Below are 8513 nucleotides of genomic sequence, written 5' to 3'. Positions count from 1 at the left end.
TAATATATGATTACTTATAAAGGTCCAGATATTCGGTATTAGGGGATTGCGATTAACGGAATTGAATACTCGGATGATCTGGATAGTGCGGTTGTATTCTCAGACATATGCGCAAAATACTATGTAATGTTCAATGTTATTTGATTTTGAAATATCCAATCCTGAACAGTATTTTTCGTGGGTTGTGACACAAGAGGGGTAGTACCAGCCAAGCTGACTCACCGGCAAAGCGAATGTAATTAAATGGGGAATTTAATGATAACTACATGTTTTTTGCTTTCTTTTGGTTGTTGGAAGTACTTTACAGTTGATAGGTAATACACTACTATCAATAAGAACGTTAGTTCTGTATCTTATTAAGGCGCTTAACCAATTTGGTTCGCATAATCTATTATTGAAGAGGTGATCACTATGGAAGTAGCTAGAACAATAAATCTTATTGAGGAAGAGATCATTAATGACCTCAAAGGCAAGTTTGGATGGCATATTCAATCGCTAGAAGCAAATAACTTGGGATATGGAAATATGAAATGGATCATGAAGACCGATAGCGAATCCTATTTCGTGAAGAAATATTGTAAAGTTAGATACCGAAGAGGACTTGAAGATGTTCACGAAGCTTTGCGGTATCAAGATTTGATGTATCGTGATGGCATTCCTTGTCAGCCTGTATATGCGTACAATAATCGGTATATTCATCGTTTACAATCCGATGAAGACTATATGATTACTGGTGTCAGTAAGGGGGAGCTTATTCAGGCAGGGACTGCTAACCTCCAACAAATGTACAGTCTTGGGGAAACCACTGGAAGAATGCACAAATGGATGAGTATCCATATGCCTCGACGCACAGTTCTACATTGGGATTTGCCGAGCAAACATAAAATGATTGCAAGACTAGAGTTGAATCTGCATGAGACAGAGGAAGCAAATCACGGAAAATACGTACTAGCCATTCAAAAGCAAATGGAAATACTTAGCGGAGTAGACATGGATATATTCAATGAATGCGCTAAGGGATGGGCCCATTGGGATATGCATGTTGACAATCTTTTGTTTTACAAGGATGGAGTTGCTGATATTGTCGACTTTGATCGAGTACAGTTTGTTTATCCTGATTTTGATATCTCACGAGCGTTGTTATCGTGTGCTCTTAAAGATGACCAAATGCGATTGGATGCTGTAGAGGCTTATGTAGAAGGCTACAGGGTACATATGAGCTTATCTAATGAGCAACTCGTTCGATCCATTAAACTTACCTGGTATAAGGAGTTCAAGTGGGTACATGCGATGTATTGCAGTGAAAAGACAATGGGACGCTTTATTGATGAGATGATCTGGATTGGGGACAACTGGAACGAACTGAATGATATTTTTAAGCTCTGATTCGTTTTTCCACATATATATCCATCTACTTTGCGGGTGGTATCAGCTTCGCTGGTACTACCCCCAAAAAGATGCTTAGGTTCATTTATAGAATTGCATTGTGATTTTTGTAAACATTATTATACGATTTAAATTTAAATGGAACGAAGTTAAGTCGCTCACTTGAGCGTCTTTTTATTATTGGTAGTCTGAGAAAAGAAATCAGGAACATATTCTTCTTCGGCGGCTTTTTTATTTTTTGTTTAAATGAGAAGGAGAGTGATAAATCGATTGATCGTAGCAAACACGCCAATTGTGCCACAATCCATAAAGATGTCGGAGGACAGAAACATTGTCCCATTGAAAGTCGCTATTTTAGCGGCTTTTTTGTTGCCTTAACCATGATGATGCTCCGAGCAGGTCTCGTCCAAATTTAATTAACAGTTAATGTATGGGGATTTCCCTGAACATTCTTATACTTTGATCGCCAAAAATATAAACTATCAACACTGGTACATACATACTTAAAATTACTTTTATATCCTAAATTTATTTTTTTATGTAACTTTTTTTGGTTAATTGGTGTTTATTATTATGAATACAATTACTTCCATACCAGGAAAGGGGTTTGAAATTGGAGGAATGAAGGCGATATGGTTGCACTACAAAAATTGAAAAATCAAAGGAGAAGTGAAAATGTCTAAATATCTGAAGGCCATGACTTTAAGCACCGCTATGCTCCTAACATTATCTGCAGGTGTGGTTGTTGCTTATCCAGATGTGTTACAAAGTTATTCTTCAAAAAACGAGGTAGAAATTCAGCATGAATTAAAGAAGCTTGATAAGCAGGAATTCGTGACTGAATTTGACGAAATCTCTAAAAAAATCGATCCCGTGACAAATGTTAATGAATTAATTCCTTTTGCAGCCGAACTTTTTGATCGTGATGATGAATTTTCAAATGAAGAGCTCTTATCTCTAATTAAAGATACGGAAAAAACTATAGTAACAAGAAATGCAATGTTGGAATTGTATCAAGCGAAGAACAAAAACAATAGAAATAATGAACTGAAGGAACTGCTGAAAGATAAATCTTTTGACAGAGAAATACAGGAGAAAATCATCGCAACAACCCATTTTGAAAAAGCGGATGTTCCTTTATTAGAATCTTTGGTATTGGACCAAGAGGAAATGCTTTCGTTTCAAGCCATGAAACAACTAAGATCTTTGGATAAAGAGCTAGCATTAAGTCTTTCCCAGGATATCCTTAACGAGTATAAAAATTATCCTGAGGAAAAAATCTCCGCTGCACTGAAGGCAACTTCTCACTATATTAAGAGCAACAACAGTGAAAAGGCCAGCCTATCTCAGAACTCACAAGCAACTGAATTGATTAATATCAGCCTTGATATTATCAATTCAGAAAATTACAGTCCTAAATTGAAAGATTCAGCATTCTTTGCGACATCAGATTTGAGATCAAAAGAGGCAATTTTAACGATTCTCAAACAAAGCAATGTCGATCGTGAGTTAATTGTCTACGCAATTGACCAGAACTTTTATGTTTTAAATGAGATTTTGTTAAATGATCCTAGCTTAGAAGAGATTGAATTAATCATCAATGCTATGGAGATGCACCCTATAACCGATCTCTACGATTCCTTAAATACTGTGATATCGAACGTTAAAGATGATAACTTGCGCGAACGTGGAGAAAAGGCACTTGCTCATATTAAAGAAGAAGGTACCAAAGGAAATCATAAGTGGTTGGATAGCGTAGGAGGTGGGAAGTAATATGAAAAAACAAAATTGGGAATTAAGTTTGCTTTGGCTGCATCTTTCATGATTTCTGCTGCAGCGGGTCTTGGATCAAATAATGTCGATGCAGCTACGGGCAATCAAGGTTATGCTATTTATAGAGATGGTGTTTTCTTTAATGCAACGGACCACGCCGGCATTATGAATAAACCAGATACAAACTCCTACACAAATCCGATCATTCATCACTCGGGCTCAGGTTATGTGGATTTTACCACATACGTGGGGTTTTTAAATGGTAAAAACTTCATTGGGGTGTATCGTCCAAATGGTACTGTAACTTCAGCCAACAGAGATACATTCGTTGGGACAGCTAGAACGTTACAAACTGAAAATATTTCCTACAGTCTTGCATTCCAAGTTAATTACAAAGACTTTGAAGTCGGGACATATGTTGATCCAAGCGAAATCACAGAAATGAGATGTGATGGCGTTGTAGAATATATCTATGAATGGGCAAACTTTAAAGTATATGGGAGCAGTTCATATTGGGATGTTTCAAAAGCTACTCTTGCAAATAAAGATGAGCACAGAGCGACTCAAGTGACCCCACGAACACAGAAAAATTACCTCACCCTGGTTCAGACGAGTAAACCATGATTTTAAAATTATTTATAGCTTTACTCCTAAGTATACCGTTTACAATCATTAATTTTAGTGCTTACTTAAAAGGCAATCCACCCTCTACTATGCATTTAGTGAGCACAGTTATCTTTTTGCTTTTGTGGATGTTATGGGGTTTTTATATTAATTTCAGGGACAAAGAGAACACTGGTTTTATAAAGTTTAGCTCTGTTTACTGTCTTGTCTCTGTTGCTTGTGTTTTTGTAATGTACCTCACTGATTCAATGCTTTTTTCAATACCGGTAGGAATAATCATCTTGGGACCTGTTTATGGGCTAAGATACTTCTTGCCCTCCGTTTCATACGAAGCATTTGGATACATTTGTGTTATAGTCGTTTATACTGTCAGTTTGATTGGTACTTTAATAGGATATGCAACAAGCAAAAAAGTTGAGTTAAAGCAGCAATAAACCGATAGTTTCCATGAGGGGAGTTTACAGTGAGCACGTGCCGATTAAGTGTCGGCTCGTGCTTTTTAAGTTTGGCCTGAAGAACAATGAAGGTAAGACCATCAAGTATTAAAACTACCTACATAATTCATCCAGTATTAGCGTTATATTGATTTAATATTCCTACTGAGTTACCGGAAAAAACCAAAGGTTTAACCTATTTATAGTTTTACAACACCTCCTGAATAACGAAGACGTCAAAAACCCGAGAAGTGTCGGGGGACAAGAACATGGTCCCATTGAAAGTCGCTATTGTAGCGGCTTTTTTGTTTTATCGGTACAAGTTCTTGTCCCGAGTCGAGGACAAGAACTTGTACCGATTGCCGAAAAGGACAAGAACATCGTCCAATTAGCGATTAGATAAGTATCTAACTATACTTATGTTTTAGAAACAAATAGAAGAGGGCAGAATTTTGTGAATAATGAATAGACACGTGTCATCTAAACTTGTCAGGTGACAAAAACATAGTACATGAGAAGCCGCGCCCTTTTATTAAACTAACGGGCAGATTAGATTAGCAATCTGTAAGAAACAATCCGAACTGAAATTTATCTTCAGACTGCCTTTCGTAATAGTGAGAATAAAACCAACATTTTTAATAATGGGAAGTTGATACCCACAGCATCCAACACGATAGAAAAATTTATCAAGAACCAGGCACTACAAAAAAATTTCATCATATATAGTTGATATCCGTTCGGATTTGATGAGGAGGATATCATTCAACCTATGTTACCTATGGAAAAATATTTTGGGCAGTTTGAACTGGTGCATGCTTTTTATGGGGCAATGCCTACAGGTGTCAGCGTTTCCGAAACCGGTCGTATTTTTGTTTGTTTTCCGAAATGGGGAGACGACGTTCCATTTACTGTGGCGGAAATTGTGGAGGGTGAATTGCAGCCTTATCCCAGTATAGAAAACAATATGGTTAGTACTGGTAATATCACAATGTCTTTCGTCAGTGTCCAAAGTATCGTTGCTGATGGAAGAGGAACACTTTGGGTACTAGATACAGGGGCACCAAATTTTTCTGAACCTATTCAAGGGGGAGCAAAATTAGTTGCTGTTGATTTAAGCACGAATACAATAAGGAGAGTATATACCTTTACAGAAGATGTTGTCTTGCCAACAACTTATCTGAATGATGTCCGTTTGGATTTTCGGGTTGGAAGGGCAGGATATGCATATATAACGGATTCTTCTTCCAGAGGGCCAGGGGCTATTATCGTCGTAGATTTAGAAATTGGGAACGCGTTTAGACGATTAAATGGGGCAGAATCAACTTCACCTGATCCCTATTATTTACCGAAAGTAGAAGGTGAAATTTTGATGAATCGAAACCCGGACGGCTCAACTTTCCCATTTAGATTGGCTTCCGATAGTTTAGCGATTTCTCCTGATGGAAAGGTTTTATTTTATGCTCCGCTAACCAGTCGTCAACTGTTCTCAATCTCAACAGAAGCCCTAAGAGACAGAAGAATACAGGACATGAATCTATCCCAATATGTGAAGTATTGGGGAGAAAAAGGTGCGTCTGATGGAATGATCACCGGCGCAAAAGGAACAATTTATGCGGGAGACTATGAAAACAACAGTATCCGAAAGATATTGCCGAATGGCGCAATGGAAACCATCGCGCATGACCCGAGAATTTTATGGCCGGATACTTTTTCGATTGGCCCCGATCAATACTTATATGTCATTGTGAATCAATTACATCGGCAGGCGAGATTTCATTATGGAAGAGACTTGCGGGAAAAACCATATAGTTTACTTCGTATGAGAATTGATGAATTCCCTGCTCCTACCTTCTCATAATAATCTTAAACGAAGGTAGCTATCCCTCATCAGGGAGCTACCTTTTTTGTCAGTTAAAATTATGATATATTCCCGCAACTGGTCACCTGACCCCGAAAACGTTAGGGCAGCAAATAATTAAGGGCTTTATGAGGTCGGATGACGATGGTGTACTTGGCGGGAAAATGTTGCTTCCTAGAAGCAAAAGCCCCTCCGCAGTTTTGCGGAAAGGGCCATCTCACAAAATGCTTTGCCTTAAGGTTCGCCCGTCTTTGACGTGAACCTGTTTGACTATAACGGGGAACATTATGTTCTCTGAAGTCTCCGGCTAAAATCAAAAACGGACCTGACCATCGTCGTTTTAAGCCTTTGCCGGGATGAAAAACTGTGTCAGGACGGAATGTTCATAGCAGTTTGAATGTTTTTCAGATCGAGCTGAATTTGCTCTGGAATATGGTAGGGATGATATAAGCCATGCTGCACCATGTAATTTGATATCTTCTCATGAGAGTCTATGGCTTCATCGAGCTGTTTCATCAAAATTTGCTTGATTTCGGGGGTGGCACATTCGGTCACAGCCATGGCGTAGTTTCTGACGCTGCTCTTGGCGTTCATCAAAAAATCCATTGCGATCACGTCATCGGTCAGCATATGAAGACCAGTCATGTGTTCTAATATTGGGTTCATTTTTTTAATCTCCTATACAGTCGCTTTTGACAGCACTCCACCGAGCTCCTGAAGCTGCTGTTGTGATAATGTCGCATCTTGTTGCAAAATTTGCTTGAGCTCCGGGTCGGTTACCAGAGCTTGCATGGTCTTAGATTTAGTCATGCAAACCGTCTTGAACGCAGCTATTTCATGCACCTCGAGCATCTCATGCAAAGCGAAAGTGGAATTCATTCAGATTGTCCTCCCATGTATCTATTCATATTTAAGGCTTTAAGATGACTTTAATGCAATCGTCCGTTTTCGTATCGAACACTTCATAGCCCCGCTTGGCCTCACTGAGCGGAATGACGTGCGTAACAATGTCGCCAGGGTCCACTTTGCCAGACGTAACCAACTCGTACATATATGGCATGTAGTGAATGACCGGAGCTTGTCCGGAACGGATATTCACGTTTCGCTGCATGATGTCACCGAGCGGGAATCCGTTATAGCGTCCGCCGTATACCCCAGTGACTTGAATGGTTCCGCCTTTGCGGACAGCCTGAGATGCAATGATAAATGCGCTCATGGTGCCGCCTTGCAGCTTCAAACCGCTGGCTAAAAATTCAAGGTCGCTCATCTTGCCGTCCATTCCTACCGCATCAATCACGACATCGGCGCCGCCTTTGGTCATTTCCTTGAGAGTGTTCCCAATATTCTTATCCTGTTCGAAGTTTACGATTTCCACATGGTTCGTTCGCTTCGCATGCTGTAAGCGGTAATCGACATAGTCGACGGCTATAACCCGCTTAGCTCCTTTCAGCCAGCAGAATTTCTGGGCCAGGAGTCCGACCGGACCGCAGCCGAGCACGATGACCGTATCTCCATTCTTTACGCCGGCGTTGTCTACGCTCCAGAATGCCGTCGTCATGGCATCAGCGATCAAGCTGAGCTTTTCGTCCGGTTGTTCGCAGTTTTCAGGAATCTTAAAGTGGGTAAAATTGGCAAATGGAACCCGTAAATACTCGGCTTGCCCGCCAGGATATCCGCCGGTCGTTCCGGAGTAGCCGAAATATGCGCCCATATCCCCGTGTTCGTTTGAATTGTCACATTGGCTTTCCAGCTGATTCTTACAGTAAAAGCATTCTCCGCATGCGATGTTGAAAGGGATGATCACCCGGTCGCCTTTCTTTACCTTGGTCACTCCAGGACCTACTTCTTCTACGATCCCCATCGGCTCATGCCCGATGACATAGTTTTCCTGAAGGTTAGGGATCATTCCGTGAATCAGGTGAAGGTCCGAACCGCAAATGGCGGAACTGGTGACTCTTACGATCATATCGTCCGGTTTCTCTATCTTCGGATCCGGCACCTCTTTGACCACGACATTCTTAATCCCTTGATACGTTACCGCCTTCATGCTTTATGTCCTCCAATATGTTCATCTGGGGTCCGATCAAACATCCCTTTACGCGACGTATCATCCGGGAACAAATTCATCTGCCCGATCATCACCGTATTTTTCGCTGAAAGCTGGTCGAGTTGGTACTGTTCGTTCAGTTCGTAAGGATGGAACCACTTTTTGCGAATCATGAGCTCCGTGATTTCTTGGTGCATAGCAATACCTTGTTTAAGCTGAGTGTGCAGAAGGGCTCTTACATCCGGTGAAGCCGCTTCCGTCAGGGCGATGGACAAATTACGCACACCTTCCTTGGCACGAACAAGGAAGTCCATGGCAAAAGTCATATCTGCCATTTCCGGCATATTTAATGAATTAATCGGGTCTAAATAATCGGTATTCATTTGAGCTC

General features: G+C 40.4%; 8 protein-coding genes. 4 read left to right on the top strand and 4 right to left on the bottom strand.

Features of this window, described 5'->3' with window-relative positions; genetic code table 11:
* Positions 1 to 411 precede the first annotated feature (411 nt).
* The 4 genes from HMPREF9412_RS31785 to HMPREF9412_RS23040 all read left to right on the top strand — a co-directional run bounded on the left by HMPREF9412_RS31785 (position 412) and on the right by HMPREF9412_RS23040 (position 6075).
* Positions 412 to 1386: a phosphotransferase gene (locus HMPREF9412_RS31785; protein ID WP_009594183.1), complete on the top strand. Its 975-nt coding sequence runs from the start codon at positions 412 to 414 to the stop codon at positions 1384 to 1386.
* A 675-nt stretch (positions 1387 to 2061) separates the two neighbouring features.
* A complete protein-coding gene (locus HMPREF9412_RS23055; protein WP_009594187.1) occupies positions 2062 to 3159 on the top strand; it encodes a hypothetical protein in 1098 nt (365 codons plus the stop codon).
* Between the two features lie 15 nt (positions 3160 to 3174).
* Positions 3175 to 3783, top strand: a complete 609-nt coding sequence (locus HMPREF9412_RS23050; RefSeq protein WP_050802846.1) for a hypothetical protein — start codon at positions 3175 to 3177, stop codon at positions 3781 to 3783.
* A gap of 1203 nt (positions 3784 to 4986) precedes the next feature.
* A complete protein-coding gene (locus tag HMPREF9412_RS23040) occupies positions 4987 to 6075 on the top strand; it encodes an L-dopachrome tautomerase-related protein (protein ID WP_009594201.1) in 1089 nt (362 codons plus the stop codon).
* A gap of 369 nt (positions 6076 to 6444) precedes the next feature.
* Here the strand turns inward: HMPREF9412_RS23040 and HMPREF9412_RS23035 are convergent, their stop codons facing one another.
* Genes HMPREF9412_RS23035 through HMPREF9412_RS23020 form a run of 4 tightly spaced genes read right to left on the bottom strand, consistent with a single transcriptional unit; the run spans position 6445 to position 8505 of the window.
* Positions 6445 to 6741 carry a spore coat protein gene (locus HMPREF9412_RS23035; RefSeq protein ID WP_009594198.1) on the bottom strand — a complete coding sequence of 99 codons (297 nt, stop codon included), beginning with the start codon at positions 6739 to 6741 and terminating at the stop codon, positions 6445 to 6447.
* Positions 6742 to 6753: 12 nt separating this feature from the next.
* The gene (locus HMPREF9412_RS23030; RefSeq protein WP_009594178.1) at positions 6754 to 6954 is read right to left on the bottom strand and encodes a hypothetical protein; all 201 of its coding nucleotides are present in this window, start codon (positions 6952 to 6954) and stop codon (positions 6754 to 6756) included.
* A gap of 31 nt (positions 6955 to 6985) precedes the next feature.
* The gene (locus HMPREF9412_RS23025; protein ID WP_009594182.1) at positions 6986 to 8122 is read right to left on the bottom strand and encodes a zinc-dependent alcohol dehydrogenase; all 1137 of its coding nucleotides are present in this window, start codon (positions 8120 to 8122) and stop codon (positions 6986 to 6988) included.
* Positions 8119 to 8505: a spore coat protein gene (locus tag HMPREF9412_RS23020; RefSeq protein ID WP_009594188.1), complete on the bottom strand. Its 387-nt coding sequence runs from the start codon at positions 8503 to 8505 to the stop codon at positions 8119 to 8121. The genes HMPREF9412_RS23025 and HMPREF9412_RS23020 overlap by 4 nt, the downstream gene beginning before the upstream one ends.
* Positions 8506 to 8513 lie beyond the last annotated feature (8 nt).

The sequence above is a fragment of the Paenibacillus sp. HGF5 genome, from assembly GCF_000204455.1.
Taxonomy (GTDB): Bacteria; Bacillota; Bacilli; order Paenibacillales; family Paenibacillaceae; genus Paenibacillus_AQ; species Paenibacillus_AQ lautus_A.
This window is presented reverse-complemented; position numbering and strand designations above follow the sequence as displayed.